The sequence below is a fragment of the Cedecea neteri genome, assembly GCF_000758325.1.
In the GTDB taxonomy this organism is placed as follows: Bacteria; Pseudomonadota; Gammaproteobacteria; order Enterobacterales; family Enterobacteriaceae; genus Cedecea; species Cedecea neteri_B.
The window spans coordinates 4,572,174-4,589,881 of the sequence record NZ_CP009459.1 but is presented as its reverse complement, the minus strand read 5'-3'; the positions used below and the strand labels follow the sequence as shown (position 1 = coordinate 4,589,881).

Annotated in this window: 18 protein-coding genes; 8 read left to right on the top strand and 10 right to left on the bottom strand. The window is 56.0% G+C overall.

The window, feature by feature from the left end; translation table 11 throughout:
- Positions 1-97 precede the first annotated feature (97 nt).
- Complete coding sequence (gene der / locus LH86_RS21350) at positions 98-1,603, top strand: ribosome biogenesis GTPase Der (protein ID WP_039305677.1); 1,506 nt, start codon at positions 98-100, stop codon at positions 1,601-1,603.
- 52 nt (positions 1,604-1,655) lie between these two features.
- Here der and LH86_RS21345 read toward each other — a convergent pair whose 3' ends face one another.
- The 3 genes from LH86_RS21345 to LH86_RS21335 are packed head-to-tail and all read right to left on the bottom strand — an operon-like array spanning position 1,656 to position 5,107.
- Positions 1,656-2,363: a cysteine hydrolase family protein gene (locus LH86_RS21345; RefSeq protein WP_039305674.1), complete on the bottom strand. Its 708-nt coding sequence runs from the start codon at positions 2,361-2,363 to the stop codon at positions 1,656-1,658.
- A complete protein-coding gene (locus tag LH86_RS21340) occupies positions 2,356-3,666 on the bottom strand; it encodes a purine-cytosine permease family protein (protein ID WP_039305671.1) in 1,311 nt (436 codons plus the stop codon). The genes LH86_RS21345 and LH86_RS21340 overlap by 8 nt, the downstream gene beginning before the upstream one ends.
- Entirely contained in the window at positions 3,659-5,107 is a 1,449-nt protein-coding gene (locus tag LH86_RS21335; protein ID WP_039305667.1) for an amidase, read from the bottom strand. Before LH86_RS21335 ends, LH86_RS21340 begins: the two co-directional genes overlap by 8 nt.
- 259 nt (positions 5,108-5,366) lie before the next feature.
- On the opposite strand from LH86_RS21335, the gene LH86_RS21330 reads away from it, so the two are divergent.
- Entirely contained in the window at positions 5,367-5,588 is a 222-nt protein-coding gene (locus LH86_RS21330; protein WP_039305664.1) for a zinc ribbon domain-containing protein, read from the top strand.
- A gap of 5 nt (positions 5,589-5,593) precedes the next feature.
- Here the strand turns inward: LH86_RS21330 and xseA are convergent, their stop codons facing one another.
- Positions 5,594-6,979, bottom strand: coding sequence for an exodeoxyribonuclease VII large subunit (gene xseA / locus LH86_RS21325; RefSeq protein WP_039305662.1), 1,386 nt, complete (start codon positions 6,977-6,979; stop codon positions 5,594-5,596).
- A gap of 170 nt (positions 6,980-7,149) precedes the next feature.
- Between xseA and guaB the strand changes: the two genes are divergently transcribed.
- The 3 genes from guaB (at position 7,150) to LH86_RS21310 (ending at position 10,727) form a co-directional block, all read left to right on the top strand.
- Entirely contained in the window at positions 7,150-8,616 is a 1,467-nt protein-coding gene (gene guaB, locus LH86_RS21320) for an IMP dehydrogenase (RefSeq protein ID WP_008459401.1), read from the top strand.
- 66 nt (positions 8,617-8,682) lie between these two features.
- Positions 8,683-10,260, top strand: a complete 1,578-nt coding sequence (guaA, locus tag LH86_RS21315) for a glutamine-hydrolyzing GMP synthase (protein WP_008459400.1) — start codon at positions 8,683-8,685, stop codon at positions 10,258-10,260.
- Positions 10,261-10,487: 227 nt separating this feature from the next.
- Complete coding sequence (locus LH86_RS21310; RefSeq protein WP_039305659.1) at positions 10,488-10,727, top strand: helix-turn-helix domain-containing protein; 240 nt, start codon at positions 10,488-10,490, stop codon at positions 10,725-10,727.
- Between the two features lie 96 nt (positions 10,728-10,823).
- Here LH86_RS21310 and LH86_RS21305 read toward each other — a convergent pair whose 3' ends face one another.
- The 3 genes from LH86_RS21305 to LH86_RS21300 all read right to left on the bottom strand — a co-directional run bounded on the left by LH86_RS21305 (position 10,824) and on the right by LH86_RS21300 (position 12,278).
- Complete coding sequence (locus LH86_RS21305; protein ID WP_039305656.1) at positions 10,824-11,477, bottom strand: hypothetical protein; 654 nt, start codon at positions 11,475-11,477, stop codon at positions 10,824-10,826.
- 24 nt (positions 11,478-11,501) lie between these two features.
- Entirely contained in the window at positions 11,502-11,840 is a 339-nt protein-coding gene (locus tag LH86_RS22370; protein ID WP_071842854.1) for a CPCC family cysteine-rich protein, read from the bottom strand.
- 75 nt (positions 11,841-11,915) lie between these two features.
- The gene (locus LH86_RS21300; protein ID WP_039305653.1) at positions 11,916-12,278 is read right to left on the bottom strand and encodes a winged helix-turn-helix transcriptional regulator; all 363 of its coding nucleotides are present in this window, start codon (positions 12,276-12,278) and stop codon (positions 11,916-11,918) included.
- Positions 12,279-12,402: 124 nt separating this feature from the next.
- On the opposite strand from LH86_RS21300, the gene LH86_RS21295 reads away from it, so the two are divergent.
- Both LH86_RS21295 and LH86_RS21290 read left to right on the top strand, forming a co-directional pair.
- Positions 12,403-13,236, top strand: a complete 834-nt coding sequence (locus LH86_RS21295) for an enoyl-CoA hydratase/isomerase family protein (protein ID WP_039305650.1) — start codon at positions 12,403-12,405, stop codon at positions 13,234-13,236.
- Between the two features lie 95 nt (positions 13,237-13,331).
- Positions 13,332-14,537 (top strand): M24 family metallopeptidase, encoded by a 1,206-nt coding sequence (locus tag LH86_RS21290; RefSeq protein ID WP_039305648.1) that lies wholly within the window; start codon positions 13,332-13,334, stop codon positions 14,535-14,537.
- A gap of 51 nt (positions 14,538-14,588) precedes the next feature.
- Here the strand turns inward: LH86_RS21290 and LH86_RS21285 are convergent, their stop codons facing one another.
- Positions 14,589-15,206, bottom strand: a complete 618-nt coding sequence (locus LH86_RS21285) for a LysE family transporter (protein WP_039305645.1) — start codon at positions 15,204-15,206, stop codon at positions 14,589-14,591.
- A 185-nt stretch (positions 15,207-15,391) separates the two neighbouring features.
- Between LH86_RS21285 and LH86_RS21280 the strand changes: the two genes are divergently transcribed.
- On the top strand, positions 15,392-16,312 hold the full coding sequence (locus tag LH86_RS21280; protein ID WP_039305642.1) for a LysR family transcriptional regulator: 921 nt from the start codon (positions 15,392-15,394) through the stop codon (positions 16,310-16,312).
- Here the strand turns inward: LH86_RS21280 and LH86_RS21275 are convergent.
- Together LH86_RS21275 and LH86_RS21270 are read right to left on the bottom strand one after the other, a co-directional pair.
- A complete protein-coding gene (locus tag LH86_RS21275) occupies positions 16,306-16,680 on the bottom strand; it encodes a DUF4180 domain-containing protein (RefSeq protein WP_052045626.1) in 375 nt (124 codons plus the stop codon). The two genes, LH86_RS21280 and LH86_RS21275, sit on opposite strands and share 7 nt — an antisense overlap.
- A 15-nt stretch (positions 16,681-16,695) precedes the next feature.
- Positions 16,696-17,703, bottom strand: a complete 1,008-nt coding sequence (locus tag LH86_RS21270) for a S66 family peptidase (RefSeq protein WP_039305639.1) — start codon at positions 17,701-17,703, stop codon at positions 16,696-16,698.
- Positions 17,704-17,708 lie beyond the last annotated feature (5 nt).

Genomic DNA, 17,708 nt, shown 5'->3' with positions numbered 1-17,708 from the left:
AACGGTTCCCGTAGTTCGGGAGCCGTTTTGGCTTTTTAAAAACAGCCGAAAATTGACGCTGTTTTACTAATAAATTTTGAGTAATGAGGCTTTTATAATGGTACCTGTGGTCGCGCTTGTTGGGCGCCCTAACGTCGGTAAATCGACCCTGTTTAACCGCTTAACGCGTACCCGCGATGCGCTGGTTGCGGATTTTCCGGGGCTGACTCGCGATCGCAAGTACGGTCGTGCGGAAGTCGAAGGCCGCGAGTTTATCTGTATTGATACCGGCGGTATCGATGGCACCGAAGACGGTGTGGAAACGCGCATGGCCGAACAGTCGCTGCTGGCGATTGAAGAGGCGGATGTTGTGCTGTTCATGGTGGATGCGCGCGCGGGCCTGATGCCTGCCGATGAGGCCATCGCTCAGCACCTGCGCTCCCGCCAGAAGCCAACTTTCCTGGTGGCGAACAAGACTGATGGTCTCGACCCGGACCAGGCGGTGATTGACTTCTACTCCCTGGGGCTCGGTGAAATCCACCCGATTGCGGCTTCCCATGGCCGCGGCGTGACCAGCCTGCTGGAACACGTTCTGGTGCCGTGGATGGACGATATCGACCCGCGCGAACAGCCGGAAGAGATGGACGAAGACGAAGCCTACTGGGCCGCATTTAACGCCAAAAACGGCATCGTGTCCGATGACGAAGAGTTTGAGGAAGAAGAGGAAGAAGAAGCCTTCAATCCTCAGGATCTGCCGATCAAGCTCGCTATCGTTGGCCGCCCTAACGTAGGTAAGTCCACGCTAACTAACCGTATCCTCGGCGAAGAACGCGTTGTTGTGTATGACATGCCGGGCACCACCCGCGACAGTATCTATATCCCGATGGAGCGCGACGAGCGTGAATTCGTGCTGATCGATACCGCGGGCGTGCGTAAGCGTGGGAAAATTACCGACACGGTAGAAAAATTCTCGGTAATCAAAACCCTGCAGGCTATTGAAGACGCGAACGTTGTGCTGCTGGTTATCGACGCCCGCGAAGGCATTTCCGACCAGGATCTCTCCCTGCTGGGCTTCATCCTGAATAGTGGGCGCTCACTGGTTATCGTGGTCAACAAGTGGGATGGCCTGAGCAATGAAGTTCGTGAGCAGGTGAAAGAGACGCTTGACTACCGTCTGGGCTTTATCGACTTCGCCCGCGTGCACTTCATCTCCGCCCTGCACGGCAGTGGCGTGGGTAACCTGTTCGAATCCGTGCGCGAAGCCTACGACAGCTCCACGCGCCGCGTAAGCACCGCGCTGCTGACCCGCATCATGAACATGGCGGCAGAAGACCATCAGCCACCGTTGGTGCGTGGCCGTCGCGTTAAGCTTAAATACGCGCACGCCGGTGGCTACAACCCACCAATCGTGGTGATTCACGGCAACCAGGTGAAAGACCTGCCGGACTCCTACAAGCGCTACCTGATGAACTACTTCCGCAAATCGCTGGACGTGATGGGGACGCCAATCCGCATTCAGTTCAAGGAAGGGGAGAACCCGTTTGCCGGGAAACGTAACACCCTGACGCCGAACCAGATGCGTAAGCGTAAGCGCCTCATCAAGCACATCAAGAAAAGTAAGTAAGCAATAACGGGTGCGCCCACGTGTCATAAACGTGAGCGCACCGGCTTAAAGGTCACACCGCCAGCGCTGGTGTAAGATGACTCAATCCTTCCAGCAAGACCTCTGAACTCGCCACTGCCCCAAAAATCCCTCCCTGCATATGAATCATGCTCAGTGCCGCTTCGTGATGTTTTACTTCCGTCGCTGCACAGCAGTCGGTCAGGACCAGGCATTCAAAACCGCGATCGTTCGCTTCACGCAGCGTGGTATGCACGCAAACATCCGTCGTAATACCGCTCAGAATCAGGTTACGGATCCCCCGGCTGCGCAGGATCAGCTCCAAATCGGTGGCATAAAACGACCCTTTGCCCGGCTTATCAATAATCACTTCTCCCGCAAGAGGCGCCAGTTCCGGAATGATTTCCCAGCCCGGTTCCCCGCGTACCAGGATGCGGCCACAGGGACCGTTGGCACCAATCTCGGCATTCATGCGTTTTGAACGCCAGCGCTTATTCGCTGGCAGGTCGCTTAAGTCCGGGCGATGCCCCTCACGGGTATGAATAATCGGGAAGCCCAGCTCGCGCATCCGGGCCAAAACACGTTGGAGCGGTTTTATTGGCGCGCGCGTCAGCGCAATGTCATAACCCATGCTGTCGACATAGCCGCCTTTACCGCAGAAATCGGTCTGCATATCGATAACGATCAGCGCGGTGTTGCTGGCGCTATAGTGGGCATCAAAGGGCCAGGCATAAGGCGTTGAATTTAGGGTGTAATCAGGCATTTTTCCCCTCCATGATGCTTGCTGGAGCTTCGCTTTTGACTTTCATTATCAGGGTGTAACTGATGGCCGCTGTCACCAGGCCAATGACTGCTTCGCCAAACTGTGGGAACAGCAGGTGGGCGATAACGGCGCACAGGCTGCCGATAGCCCAGGCCGCAAAGGCGCTGCCGCGCATACGGCTTGTTTTACGGCTTTGGCTAATTTTGGCCATAAAAATCAAATCAACGATCATCACCGCGCCAAACGGCGGCACGACAATACCAAGCAGGCTCAGCCATTCCAGGAAATAAGACCACACGCCCGCTAACGCCAGCGCGCCGCCCGCCACGCCCAGGATAAGCGTCCAGAGCCGCATTTTGCTGTGGAACAGATGGCTGTAGCCTACTGCCCCGTTGTACAGGCAGTGTGTACACACGGAGCCTAGATTAATAAACACAAACAGGCAGGCGATGGCCGTCAGAATTTCTCCGTGCCCCATCAGAATCGGCAGGAAGTTCCCGCCGTTGCTGGCCGGGTCAACGGCCGCGCCAACCGCCACGATAACCACGCCGAAAAGATAAGAAATGACGTTGGCGACGGGGAAGGCCGAGAAAGCGGCTATCACGGCAGATTTTCCGTTTTTTGACCAGCGAGTGAAATCTGCGGTCATGGTGCCGGAATCGGCAAAGCCGGCCACCACCATGGTGACGGCAGTACCCATGCTCATGGTGCCCACGGCGGCAGGGCTGCCGTGCCATTGCAGGACAGCGCTGAAATCATGCTGCTGGCCGATAAGCCACAGCGCCACCAGGCCAAGCACCACAAACAGCGGGGCGGCAATCATCCCCAGTATCGACAGGGCCCGCACGCCCAGGAACGTGACCCCGGTGTAGAGCACGATGGCGAACGCTGTCACCGCCAGCGCGTTCCAGCCGAACGTCTGATTGATCACCGTACCGGTAAGACCGGTCTGGAAGGCGTACCAGCCAATAACCACCGTGGAAAGAAAACCAGAAACCAAAATGTAGCCTTTAGTGCCGAAGGTGCGTTTGGCCTGCAGGGCGAAATTCATGCCCGTTTGCCCGGCAAACCAGCTGAGGGAACCCACGTAGGCAAACAGCACCAGGTTGCCGAGTAGAATAGCGATGATGGCCGGCCAGAAACCCAACGACCAGGTGATGATGCCGCCAAACAGCGCATTGGTGAGGATCATCGGGAAACCAAACCACACTGCCGAAACGGACCCGGTGGAGTGGCGATGGCTCAGAGGCACGGGTTCGTGCTCAAATTCCTGCTCCAGGGCAGGGGATGATTTCTTATTCATGGACAACTCCGAGTGAAGCAGGGCTGATGTGATTCCATGGTTGAATGCGCTCGAAAGCGGCGCTTGCCGCGAGCACCAGGCCATCATCCAGATGACGACCCACGATTTGAAGTCCGACGGGCAGGCCGTCAGAGGTAAAACCTGCGGGCACTGAAGCAGCCGGCTGGCCGGTAAAGTTGAAAGGGAAGCAGAACGAGAGCCAGTGGTCGTTTCTGACCATGCGCCCGTCTATGATTTCCGGGCCCTGCATGTTGAGCGGGAACGGCGGCACGGCGAGTGTGGGGGAAAGCAGCAGGTCGTAGCGCTGCATAAAGCGCCAAAGCTGATTGCAGATTTTTTTACGCTGCGTGTTCGCGTCGGTGAACGTTTCGGCCCGCCATTCGTGCTGCAGCATGGCGCTCAGGTGTGGCGACATGCGCAGCCCCAGTTCGGCCTGCATTTTTCGCATGCCTGTCAGGTCGCTTTCAAAGGCGACAAGGGCGGCGAAGGTAGCAACCTCATCGGCGATACCGGGGTCAACTTCGTCCAGCTCTGCGCCCAGCTCACGCGCAAAACGATGCGCCGCTTCTGTCGTGACCCGGCGAACTTCGCTGTCTACCGCGACGTAACCAAAATCGGCGCTAAAGGCGATACGCAGGCCGTTCAGGGGCTTTTCTAACGATGCCAGCCAGTCAACGTCAGAGCAGGGAATCGAGTGGCGGTCACGCATATCCGGGCCTGCCAGCAGCGACATCATCAGCGCGGCATCCCGCACGGTACGCGCCATGGGGCCAATGTGTTCCAGCGACTCCCAGCTGGAAACGCCAGGATAGCGATCGTCACGGCAGCCGGGCCAAAGCGGGACTCGTCCCATAGACGCTTTCAGGCCATAGACGCCGCAGTGGGCGGCAGGGATGCGAACTGAGCCACCGCCGTCGCTGCCCAGCGCAATCGGGCACATCCGGGCGGCGAGCGCTGCACCGGAACCTGCGCTGGAGCCGCCCGGTGTTTTGCTGAGATCCCACGGGTTACGCGGAGAGGGAAACAGGGGGTTGTGCCCCACGCCGCTGTAGCCAAACTCGGGGGCGGTGGTTTTACCCAACAGGATGGCATCCGCAGCCAGCAGGCGCTCGACGGCGATATCATCCTCTTCCGGGACAAAGTCCTGGTAGGCGGCTGAGCCAGAGGTGGTCTTTACCCCGGCAGTACAAATCAGATCTTTCACCGCCAGGGGCACCCCGGCCAGTGCACCCAAGGGTTGCCCGCTGGCGCGCTTAGCATCAACGGCGCTTGCCTGAGCCAGAGCCAGCTCTGGCGTCGGGGTACAAAACGCCTGAATCAAGGGCTCACGCGCCTGCTGGCGGTCAATGGCCGCCTGAGTGACTTCACGGGCTGATACCTCGCCACAGCGAATCAGTGCGGCCAGCGCAGTGGCATCTTTATCTAACAGCTCATCAAACATGAAAATCCTCCCCGATTGACCACGTAAAGGGAGTAATTCAATTATCATGCCAATGACTTCAAAACATTGAAGGTTCCAGCTACGGCGCTATCTGGGATACCAGTTTGGATACAAGTGCTCATCCACGAAGGAAGACGCTGGGCAAAAACGGTGCATTAATGCGCTAACTTTGCCAGTCTTTTGCCCAATAGCGGAATGAGTCCATCTTAACGTTATGGGTATATAATGGGGCTCATTAATGATTTAGCGGGAGGAAAGGATGATGGTGAATTGCCCGGTGTGTAACAACGAACTGAAACAAACGGACGATGGGGCGCACTGCGATGCCTGTGGGAAGGTCTTCCGCCTGGAAGCGGTTTGCCCGGACTGCCACAAGCCGCTGCAGGTGCTGAAAGCATGTGGGGCGGTGGATTATTTCTGCCAGAACGGCCACGGGCTGATTTCTAAAAAGCGCGTAGAGTTTGTGCCCGCCGCGCTCTGAGTGGCTTATTCGTCTTTCGCCGCTGGCTTACGCTTCCGAGGCGCTTTCACCGGTTTAATGTCCGTCACCTGGCTTTCGACCCAACCGTCATCCAGGCGCGTGGTTAGCGTGTCCCCGGACTTCACCTGTTTGGTTTTCTTCAGTACTTTGCCGTCCTCAGCTGTTGTTACGCAGTAGCCGCGTGCGAGCGTCGCCAGTGGGCTGACGGCTTCCAGCTGAGCCAGCGCGGTGCCAAAGCGTTGTTTCGTCTGGCTAAGCTGAGCGCTTACTAACTGCGACAGCCGGTATTCCAGCTGCTGTAAGCGGGACTGGGCGCGGTGAATGCGGGGCTGAGGCTGCTGCTGGTTAAGGCGCTGGCTAAGGCGCAACTGTTGCTGACTAACCCGGCGCATTTTACCGTCCATTGCCACGTTGAGACGCTGGCGCAGGCGTTCAAGCGTGGTTTGCTGGCGGGCTAAACGTAGCTGAGGATGCTGCTGCTGCAGGCGATGGTGCAGCTGGGTAAACCGCCGCGAGCGCTGGGCGAGGTAATAGTCCATCGCCATTTCCATACGCTGCTGCTGAGCCTGAAGCTGACGCAGTAACTCCGTCTGATTGCGGCTGACGATTTCCGCTGCGGCGGACGGCGTTGGTGCACGTAAATCAGCGACAAAATCGGCGATCGTGACGTCAGTTTCATGCCCTACGGCGCTAACGACCGGGATCTTGCTGGCGAAAATCGCCCGCGCAACCCGCTCATCGTTAAAGCTCCACAGGTCTTCCAGCGAGCCGCCGCCGCGCCCGACAATCAGCACGTCACATTCGTTGCGCAGGTTAGCTAACTCAATGGCGCGCACAATCTGCAGCGGGGCGTCGACGCCCTGAACGGCAGTCGGGTAGATGATCACCGGCAGGGACGGATCGCGGCGCTGTAAAACGTGCAGCACATCGTGCAGGGCTGCCCCAGTTTTAGAAGTAATCACGCCGACATGGCGAGCCGGAGCGGGCAGGGGCTGCTTGTGCAATGAATCGAAAAGCCCTTCGGCGCTCAGCTTCTGCTTGAGCAGCTCGTACTGCTGCTGCAACAGCCCTTCACCGGCGGGCTGCATGCTTTCGACAATGATCTGGTAGTCGCCACGAGGCTCGTAAAGTGTGATGTTAGCGCGCACTAACACTTGCTGGCCGTGCTGCGGGCGGAAGGTCACGCGGCGGTTGCTGTTGCGGAACATCGCGCAGCGCACCTGGGCGGTATCGTCTTTTAGCGTGAAGTACCAGTGACCGGAAGAGGGCTGGCTGAAGTTAGAGATTTCACCGCTGATCCAGACCTGCCCCATTTCCTGCTCAAGCAGCAAACGCACCGTCTGATTCAGGCGAGAAACGGTAAAAATTGAGGGGGAATTTTGTGTCGACATGTGAGCTGGATCAAATTCTAAATCAGCAGGTTATTAGGTCGATAGTACCTTCCGTTTCGCTATTAGCAAGGAGTTTTGCGAAAAAAGTGTGGATGCAATCGCTTACGCTCTGTATAATGCCGCGGCAATATTTTATCTGTTCTCATTCACCCCCAGGTTGAGATATTGCCATGCTACGTATCGCTAAAGAAGCACTGACGTTTGACGACGTTCTCCTCGTTCCCGCTCATTCCACCGTTCTGCCGAACACGGCCGACCTCAGCACTCAGCTGACCAAAACTATTCGTCTGAATATCCCTATGCTGTCCGCAGCGATGGATACCGTGACGGAAGCGCGTCTGGCTATCGCTCTGGCGCAGGAAGGTGGACTTGGTTTCATTCACAAAAACATGTCCATTGAGCGCCAGGCTGAAGAAGTTAAGCGCGTGAAGAAACACGAAAGTGGCGTGGTTACTGACCCGCAAACCGTGCTGCCAACCACCACCCTGCGTGAAGTGAAAGAATTAACCGAGCGTAACGGCTTTGCCGGCTACCCGGTCGTCACCGAAGACAACGAGCTGGTGGGTATCATCACCGGTCGTGACGTGCGCTTCGTGACCGACCTGGCCCAGCCAGTTAGCGTGTACATGACCCCGAAAGAGCGTCTGGTTACCGTGAAAGAAGGCGAAGCGCGCGACGTCGTGCTGTCTAAAATGCACGAAAAACGCGTTGAAAAGGCGCTGGTTGTGGACGCGGGCTTCCACCTGCGCGGCATGATCACCGTAAAAGACTTCCAGAAAGCAGAGCGTAAACCTAACGCCTGTAAAGATGAGCAGGGCCGTCTGCGCGTTGGGGCTGCGGTTGGCGCAGGCGCAGGCAATGAAGAGCGCGTTGACGCGCTGGTCGCTGCTGGCGTTGATATTCTGCTGATTGACTCCTCTCACGGCCATTCCGAAGGCGTTCTGCAACGTATTCGTGAAACCCGTGCTAAATATCCTGACCTGCAAATCATCGGCGGTAACGTAGCAACCGCCGCTGGCGCTCGCGCCCTGGCCGAAGCTGGCTGCAGCGCGGTTAAGGTTGGGATCGGTCCTGGCTCCATCTGTACTACTCGTATTGTTACTGGCGTAGGTGTACCGCAGATCACTGCTGTAGCTGACGCGGTTGAAGCGCTGGAAGGCACAGGTATTCCGGTTATCGCTGACGGCGGCATCCGCTTCTCCGGTGACATCGCGAAAGCCATCGCCGCAGGCGCAGCAGCCGTTATGGTTGGCGGTATGCTGGCAGGTACCGAAGAGTCTCCGGGCGAAATCGAACTGTACCAGGGCCGTGCGTTCAAATCCTACCGCGGCATGGGTTCTCTGGGCGCTATGTCCAAAGGCTCTTCTGACCGTTACTTCCAGACCGACAACGCCGCAGACAAACTGGTACCAGAAGGTATCGAAGGCCGCGTGGCGTATAAAGGCCGTCTGAAAGAGATCGTTCACCAGCAGATGGGCGGCCTGCGTTCCTGCATGGGCCTGACCGGCTGTGGTACTATCGACTTGCTGCGCACCAAAGCAGAATTCGTACGTATCAGCGGCGCGGGCATCCAGGAAAGCCACGTTCACGACGTGACGATCACCAAAGAGTCCCCGAACTACCGTATGGGTTCTTAATCTTTATGCACCCGGCTTTATGCCGGGTGTTTTTGTTTTGTATCACTTGCCTCGGAATTAACGTCAATGACGGAAAACATTCATAAACATCGCATTCTGATCCTCGACTTCGGCTCTCAGTACACTCAGCTGGTGGCGCGCCGCGTCCGTGAGCTGGGCGTTTACTGCGAACTGTGGGCCTGGGATGTTACCGAAGCTCAAATTCGTGAGTTCAACCCAAGCGGCATCATCCTTTCCGGCGGCCCGGAAAGCACCACCGAAGCAAACAGCCCGCGTGCACCTGAGTACGTGTTCGAAGCCGGCGTGCCGGTGTTCGGCGTTTGCTACGGCATGCAGACCATGGCCATGCAGCTGGGCGGCCACGTTGAAAGCTCTACCGAGCGTGAATTCGGCTACGCGCAGGTTGAAGTGAAAACCGACAGCGCGCTGGTTCGCGGCATCGAAGACTCCCTGAGCGCAGCCGGTCAACCGCTGCTGGACGTCTGGATGAGCCACGGCGACAAAGTCACCGCTATCCCGTCTGACTTCGTGACCGTTGCCAGCACCGAAACCTGCCCGTTCGCCATTATGGCCAACGAAGAAAAACGCTTCTACGGCGTGCAGTTCCACCCGGAAGTGACCCACACCCGTCAGGGTCAGCGTCTGCTGGAGCGTTTTGTGCTGGAAATCTGCGGCTGCGAAGCGCTGTGGACCCCGGCAAAAATCATCGAAGATGCTATCGTCCGCATCCGCGAGCAGGTGGGCGACGACAAAGTTATCCTTGGCCTGTCCGGCGGCGTTGACTCCTCCGTGACCGCAATGCTGCTGCACCGCGCCATCGGCAAAAATCTGACCTGCGTGTTCGTGGACAACGGCCTGCTGCGCCTGAACGAAGCCCAGCAAGTGATGGACATGTTCGGCGATCACTTCGGCCTGAACATCGTTCACGTTGAAGGCGAGAACCGCTTCCTGACCGCGCTGGCGGGCGAAAACGACCCGGAAGCCAAGCGTAAGATCATCGGCCGCGTGTTCGTGGAAGTGTTCGACGAAGAAGCGCTGAAGCTGGAAGACGTTAAATGGCTGGCGCAGGGCACCATCTACCCTGACGTTATCGAGTCTGCGGCCTCCGCGACTGGCAAAGCACACGTCATCAAATCTCACCACAACGTGGGAGGCCTGCCGAAAGAGATGAAGATGGGCCTGGTTGAGCCGCTGCGCGAGCTGTTCAAAGATGAAGTGCGTAAAATCGGCCTTGAGCTGGGCCTGCCGTACGACATGCTTTACCGCCACCCGTTCCCAGGCCCAGGCCTCGGCGTTCGCGTGCTGGGCGAAGTGAAGAAAGAGTACTGCGACCTGCTGCGCCGCGCCGACGCTATCTTCATCGAAGAGCTGCACAAAGCTGACCTGTACAACAAAGTGAGCCAGGCGTTCACCGTGTTCCTGCCGGTCCGTTCCGTGGGCGTGATGGGCGATGGCCGCAAGTACGACTGGGTTGTTTCCCTGCGTGCGGTAGAAACCATCGACTTCATGACCGCGCACTGGGCGCACCTGCCGTACGACTTCCTCGGCCGCGTGTCCAACCGCATCATCAACGAAGTGAACGGCATCTCCCGCGTGGTTTACGATATCTCCGGTAAGCCGCCTGCGACGATTGAGTGGGAATAAGTTTTTAGCACTCACTAAAAACCGTTAGTCCCAAAAATCGCCAGCAAAATCAAAGGGTTTTCTGGCGATTTTTTTATCCCTCGTATTCAAACTCCCCCACGTAATCCCTTCCCCTCAACATCCCCAGTACCGTAAAAACTAACGCATGTGACTCATAGTCCGTGGAGTATGCAGCGAACAAAGGCGATGCTTATCCGTGTTGAAACATCAAAGACGGGAGAGAAAACATGAAAGCACAGGACTGGCATCCGGCGGATATCATCGCGGGCATCAGGAAGAAAGGCACGTCTCTGGCGGCGTTATCCAGGGATTCCGGGCTGGCGTCATCGACGCTGGCAAATGCGTTAACCCGGCGCTGGCCGAAGGGGGAGCGGCTTATCGCCGAAGCGCTGGGCAAGCAGCCGGAAGAGATTTGGCCTTCGCGCTATGAAACCTCGAATGCGGAAGTGGAGGCGACGGACGGATAGAATAATCTTCTTACGATGGCTGAATCCTGTTCGGGTATGATGTATCTGGCACTCAAAATACATAAAGGGCGGAAGGATGCCCTTTATGTGCAGGCTTTATTCTTCTGGCGGATAAACATAATCCCAACGGAAAAATCCACATAACTTGAAAGAGTCATCATCTGCGAGAGATTTTTTCTTCGACTTAACATAGTTTGGCGGCGGGCAGGTGACGTTGCACAACCAATATCCCGGCTCTTCAATGCCTTTTAAAGTGGCCATTTCCTGTGCCATGGGATTTAACTCGCTGAGTGAGAAATAAATAAACTCGCCAATCGATATCTTTATCCATTCCTCAAGTGATTGATCGGCTTTTAACGGAGTGGCATGTAGAGGGGATTTCGCTAATTCAACGAAGTCATGTATCTGTTTCATCGACCAGTCGCAGAACTCAAGTGTCGGTTTTTCGCCAAGGAAAATGTCGAATAATTTTTCCTGTGTGTGGTCTGGGGGAGAAGAATACCGTTCAGCAAAATGAACTTCGTTCTGCGCTATAGCATGGAGAAGATAGGCTGCAACGAGTGATTCAAGGTTATGAAGGACAAGCGCGGGATGCTCACCTACTCCACCCCCAATGATAAGATTGGCCGGAGAACAGGAAAAATCATAGCTTTCCCAAGATCCCTCTTCCACGGTTTCAAGAGGATGATAAACAGGAAGCCCATTAAAGAAACCAACAAGCTCATGTTTGATTAAATCGATGTAGCTCATATGTACTGCTTTGTCCTTATTAATCTATTGCCGCCAATAAGCCTCTGATTCGCTCACTACGGCCTGAGTGTGCCAGTGATTTGCAGCGCGAAGCATATCTGCTGTCTGCGTATCATTGGCATTTAATGGCCGCCAGTCAGAAGCACGGCAATAACCCGAAGCTGAATTTAGAGTAAGAGGGTATTTTTTTAGTGCATTGATTTGAGCATCGGCAAGCGAAATCTTATTTGCCCCGCCTGCAGAGGTCGGGTTTGCGAGCTGTACGCCATCATCTTCCCAGCCACAGACAGAGCAAATATCGAATGAGCCATAATACACTTCAAATGTTAAAAAACCGCAGCAGGGACAGGGAATATTAATCATGAAATTTATCTACGTAATATTAATTGGCTTCAAATATAGAGCTTCTTTGTGCTTGTGTTGTACAGATCTTTTAGTTTACTCACTTTCTTCGTCATAACGCTTCTGGCTGAGCTGAATGATGTCTATATTTTCCAGCGTCCAGTTAAACAGAATCGAGAAAGGCTCCTGCAAGGATTGCCCGAGCGGGGTCAGTGAATATTCCACGCCGAGGACCCGGCCATCCAGCACTTTGCGTTTGACCATGCCGTTGCGCTCCAGCTTGCGCAGCGTCTGCGTCAGGACTCGCTGCGTCACACCCTCCAGTCTTCGCTTAATGGCGTTAAAACGCTGAGGCTCGCGAAGGACTTCCAACACCATCATCGACCACTTATCGGCTATTTGATCCAGCACGATACGGCTTGGGCAGTCTGCCCGGTAAACGATGTCACTCTTGCTCATCGGTATCCTCCAGCATCCCTGGGATGGTTAAGGTGCGTAATTGACGCCAGGTATCCAAAATATACTATTCAGGGGCTGGCGAAAATACCGGCAGGCTATTTTCCAAATGATAAAGGATACCCCGATGAGAAAAACAAACTACAGCAAGCTCCTGCTTACTCAGCGCAATGGCGTGATGACGGTAACGATCAACAATCCGCCGGTGAATGTACTTGATGTGGCGCTCATGTCCGAACTCACCCAGGTTCTGCTTGCTGTGCGTAGCGATCCCGCTATTAAGGTTTTGGTTTTCGACAGTGCAATACCTGAATTCTTTATTGCACACGTGGATATGACCCTGATTGATGAGCCTCACGCCTTCGATGAATTAGCTAAGGCGGCTCCTGATGGGCTAAATCCTTTCCAGGCTTTTGGCGAACTCTTACGTAGTCAGCCGCAGGTTACCCTCGTGAAACTGGCTGGCCTCGCGCGCGGCGGAGGCGCGGAGTTTATCGCCGCAGCGGATATGGCCTTTGCCGCAGAAAAACGGGCAGGTCTGGCGCAGTGTGAAGCATTAATGGGTATTGTTCCCGGCGGAGGGGCGACGCAATATCTGTCCGACAGAATGACGCGAGGCAGGGCGCTTGAAGTGGTGCTGGGAGCAGATCTTATAGATACCAAAGTGGCGGAGCGATATGGCTGGATCAACCGAGCATTACCTGATGATGAACTGGACTCTTTTGTTGAGAGACTGGCGTACAACATTGCCAGCCTGCCTGACGGCGTGATTGAGGCGGCGAAAAAAGCCATTCCGGCTTCGGATCTTAGAGAAGGGTTCCAGTGCGAACACGAGGCCTGGGCTGGACTCTTCGCCCGGCCTGCGGCAGAGAGGTTGATCCGTGGCGGACTGAAGGCCGGGGCGCAAACCGTCGAGGGAGAAACAAACCTTGAAAGCCTGCTGCGCGACCTCAGTATTTGACTCAAAAGCCCGCTATATAAATCCCGAGTGATCTGTTAAAACATCTGGCGATCCGGCTACGGCAAAAGTTAAACAAGACTGAGGTAACGAACACCATGAATAAAGCAGATCATCTCCAGGCGGTTACAGCCAAAGCCCGGGCGATCATGGCCCGGAACAATATAGAAGCCTTGGTGGTGACCACCCCGGACAACTTTTGCCATGTCACCGGGTTTGCCAGTTTCTTTATGTACACCTTCCGCCACACCGGCGCGGCGCTGGCGGTCATTTTCCGGGATGAAAAGCTGCCTTCGTTGATCGTGATGAATGAGTTTGAGGCGGCTGGTCTGCAGTTTGAGCTGGCGAATTATGAGCTGAAGACCTTCCCGGTTTGGGTGGATGTCGATGAGCCTTTCAACCCGCAGCGGGTGGTGAAAGAGCGGCCAATTGGCCCGCCGGTAGAGGCTGTTTTCACGCTGCTCAAGTCCACTTTAGCGGACGCGGGCGTGCTGGATAAAAACATCGCTATCGAGCTAAATGCGATGAGCAACGGCGGCAAGCAGACGCTGGATAAGGTGATCCCGAATCTACGGCTGGTGGACTCCACGGCAATATTTAACGAGCTACGGATGGTCAAAAGCCCATGGGAGATTGCTTTCCTGCGTAAGAGCGCGCAGGTAACCGAGTATGGCATCAGTGAAGCCTTTAAGGCGATTGGCACGGGCTGTTCGGCGTGGGACCTCACCGCCGCCTATAAAGCGGCCGTGATGCAGCACCCGGAGACCAACCTGTCGCGCTTTCACCTGATCTCGGTGGGCGATGACTTTGCCCCTAAATTAATCCCGAGCCGTGAACCCGTTAAACCGGGGGATTTAATCAAATTTGACTGCGGCGTGGATGTCGCCGGGTACGGGGCGGATTTGGCGCGTACCGTGGTGTTCGGGCAGCCAACGGCCATGGCGGAGCGAATCTACCAAACCATTTTGCAGGGCCACGAGCATATGCTCAGCCTGATTGGCCCGGGCGTGAAGCTCAGCCACGTGTTCAACGACACGATGAGTAAAATCAAAGCCAATGGCTTGCCGCACTATAATCGCGGCCATTTAGGGCATGGCGATGGTCTGTTCTTAGGCCTGGAAGAGGCGCCGTTCGTGAGCGCTGCAGCCACAGAAACCTTCGAACCGGGCATGGTCTTTAGCGTGGAAACGCCTTACTACGGTATCGGCGTCGGCGCGATTATGCTGGAAGATATGCTGCTCATCACCAATGACGGCTATGAATTGTTTAGCCAGTTACCCAGAACGTTACAGCGTTTTGAGTAAGCTTAATCCGGGGCAATGAGTTGCCCCTTTTTTTTCGCTTAATGATGTATCTCAACTAAAAAATGCCAGCTTCACCGCAAATATTGCCAGGAACAAGCCGGTGGCTTTCCCGAGCAGATAAACCATGCCTGGCCGCGAACGCACTTTCTCGGCAAGCGAAGTGGTCAGGAAGATCATTATCGAACAGTAGATAAAGGTCAGTGCGGCTGCGGTGCCCGCCAGAATAGCGAATGTCGGGATCCCCTGGCTGCGTGCCGGGTCGATAAACAGCGGCAGGAACATCACGTAGAACAGAATGGGTTTGGGGTTCATCAGGGTGATGACCATGCCCTGTAAAAACGGCGTTCTTTTGCCGGTCACCGGCGGCGGCGGGGCGCTGGTTTTCGCCTTCAGCAGCAGCTGCGCACCCATCCACAGCAGGTAAGCTGCGCCCAGCCACTTAATTATCTGGAAAACATGAGGCGAGGATTCGAGCAGCGCCGCCACGCCCGCGATAGCCAGCCACAGCAGCACCTGGTCGCCCAGAATAATCCCCATCAGACAGAGATAGCCGCTGCGCGCGCCGCCTTTGCTGGCGCTGGTGATCAGGATCAGATTCCCGGGGCCGGGAATGATTAACAGCAGGATGAAAGAGACGACAAAGGTGCCGTAATGAATGATGCCGGGCATGCTCAGGTTTTCCTTAAAAGTGCTTAGTTCAGGTGGGGCGTTCTTGCTTTTATGCGCCGTACTGGCTGGCTTTATGATGGGAAGGAAGGCCGGTAGGCGGCAACCGAAAAGCGTGATATGTTTTCCTTATCTATGAAGAAATTCGATTTGTCGAAGCCTGTCCTTTCCAATAACTGACTGAAAATATGGCCGGAATAAAGCTAAATCAGCTGGAAATGCTGATAGCCGTAGTGGAAAACAATGGTTTCAGCGCCGCAGCCGCAGCATTGGGCTGTACGCAGTCACGCATCAGCCATGCGATTGCCGAGCTGGAACAGCACCTGAATGTGCGCCTGCTACACCGCTCGCGCAGCGGCTGCGTGCCGACTGCCGCCTGCACGCAGATCCTAAAAGATGCGAAAAAAATCATGCAGCTTCTGGACGGCATTGAGCAGACGGCGGCGGAAGCGCCACAGCTTGCCGGGCGCGTGCGGGTGGCCTGCTTCCGCAGCGCGACGGCGAACCTGTTGCCGCCTTATTTTGAGGCGCTGGCCACGGCTCTGCCGGATATTCATCTGGATATTGATGACAGCGCAACGGAATACCATCATCTCAACGACGCGGTGGTGTCCGGGCGGGCGGACATCGGCATTACTATTCAGGGCTACCCGGACTCGCTGCACGGCGTGCCGTACATCAGCGATCCTTACGTGCTGATGCTGCCCCGCAGCTTCCGCCTGCGGCAGCCTTTTAGCTGGCAGCAACTGGAAACCCTGCCGTTTATCCAGCCGAACGCCAACACGTTAAGCCCCGCCGTGGAGCGTTGTCGTGAGATGGGGCTGCGTAATGAGGTGGTGCATAAACTGGCCAGCGACAGCGGGATTGTTGGGCTGGTAAATCAGGGCCTGGGGTTTTCCATTATGCCGTGGCTGTCGGTGCTGCCGGTGCCGGAGAACATGCGCATTCTGGATTTGCCCCAGCCGCTGCGCCGCCATTTGTTCATCGTCACCCGCCCCGAGCTGCGCCATGACAAAGTGATCGCCACGCTGATTAACTTCCTGCGCGATAAGGCGCTGATCCGCACGACCAGCGTCTGGCGCTCGGGCATGCTGGCATTCGATTACTGACCGGTTTTTGCCAGGCGTTGTTGCAGGCTCGCAAGATCCGGTAAAAACCAGCAGCTTTTGCCCCGATTGCATTCCACGATCAGCGCTTCGAGCGCCTTGCTCTTGCTTTGCCAGGGCTCAACGTCCCCGAGGATCGCCAGCCCAAGCCGGTAATTCACCAGCTTTTGTAGCCACAGGCCCGCTACGCCGGTACGCAAATCGAAAAAGCTGTCGGGTAGCCGCTTGATGGGGAGGGCGAGCCACTCCGCCTGCTGCTCAATGGCCTGGCTGATGCCTTCCCGCACAGCTTCGTCATCAAACGTGGTGCCTTGCTCAGCAAAACAGAGCACTTTGCTTTCCCCTGCCTGGATGAGTGCTTCAGTCATCATTGCGACTCCTTTGTTCTATGTCAGCCACTGGCTGGTCAGTGACATGGTCTGAGTGTCAAAGTCGATGCGCATCCGCACGCCAAGCGGAAGCGTCAGCATCGGGTGCGTGTGGCAGCAGTCAAAATCAGAGACGATGGGGAGCTCGCGGCCATTTAGCACTTCCCTCAGGATGTGCAGCGGCGTTTTTCCGCTGCCCTGGTCGTCAAACAGCTCGTGCCTGCCGAGCACAATGGCGGCGATGCGGTCGAACACGCCGCACAGCAAAAGATGGGAAAACTCTCGTTCCAGCTCCGCCGCACTGTGCAGGCTGTCTTCAATAAACAGAATATCGCCCCGGTTGATATCGGGCATGTATTCACTGCCCCAGATGCCGTAAAGCGTATTCAGGTTGCCGCCAATGACGCGGCCTTCTACCTTACCTTCGCCCTCAAAGCACCAGCCGCCGGGCTGCAGGGTTTTCGCCCGGGACTGCGTTTCCCAGTCGAGCATTTCCTCGGTCCACGCTGCGGGCTGGCTCAGCGTGTACGGCAGTTCCTGAGGTCGGCTGAGAATATTGAGGAAATAGTCAAACGTACTGTCGACCAGCGGAGGGAATTCCCCCAAAGAAGCCACCACCGCCGGGCCATAAAAGGTAATTAGCCCGGTTCTTTGATAGATACCCGCCAGCAGCGCGGTCACGTCCGAATAGCCGATGATGATTTTGGGATCTTTCATCAGCTGCGCGTAGTCAATATAAGGCAGCAGCGAGTTGCTGTTTAAGCCGCCGATGGCCGAAATAATGCAGCGCACGTTCGGGTCATGCAAAAGGGCATTAAACTCATCCGCCCGCTCGCGAATGGAGCCAGAACGCCAGTAATCCTTTTTGCCCGTCAGGCTGCCTTCCTGCAGACAGAATCCCTTCGACTCAATAAACGCTTTCGCCCTTTGGTAGCGCTGTGGGGCAAACGCGGTGGCCGCCGATGAGGGGGAAAACACGGCGATCGTGTCTCCCGCTTTTAAAGGGCGAGCATAAATTTGCGGCATAGCAA